The following is a 418-nucleotide window of genomic DNA, read 5'->3' as shown; positions in this document are numbered from 1 at the left end:
TCATAGGACAGCCGGAACGGACCGAGTTCGGCCGCGCCTTCGGCTGCGCGTTCGAAGCTGCGAGTCGAACGGTAATACTCGATCCAGCCCTCGCGACGCATCAGCGGCTCGACCTCGGCCGGCCCCGCGAAATGCTCATGCTCGCCGATGCAGCGCTCGATCAGCGGCAGCATCTCCTGGGCCGCGCGATTCAGTCGCTCGCTTGCCGAATGCCACCAGTAGCGGGCGAGCCAGGGCAGGATCTGCGCCAGGAAATCCGGCCGGTAGCGCACCGCGACCGAGCGGTTCGAGGCATAGGCCAGGATCGTGGAGAGGTCGCGCGGGAAGGCATAGGGAATCACCGAAGAGCGCTCGATCAGGCCGGCATTGCCGTGGCTGGTCTCGGCGCCGGGCAGGCCCTTGTCGATCAGCGTCACCG

At 67.2% G+C, this 418-nt stretch carries 1 protein-coding gene; it reads right to left on the bottom strand.

All coding sequences use genetic code 11. The features are described from left to right. The coding region (locus AB4Y92_RS26065; protein ID WP_441822257.1) for a hypothetical protein at positions 1-418 on the bottom strand (418 nt) is incomplete at both ends.

It is taken from the genome of Lysobacter sp. TAB13, from assembly GCF_052113885.1.
Taxonomy (GTDB): Bacteria; Pseudomonadota; Gammaproteobacteria; order Xanthomonadales; family Xanthomonadaceae; genus Lysobacter; species Lysobacter gummosus.
Note: the sequence above shows the minus strand (reverse complement) of the source record. Positions and strands in the feature narration are given on the sequence as shown.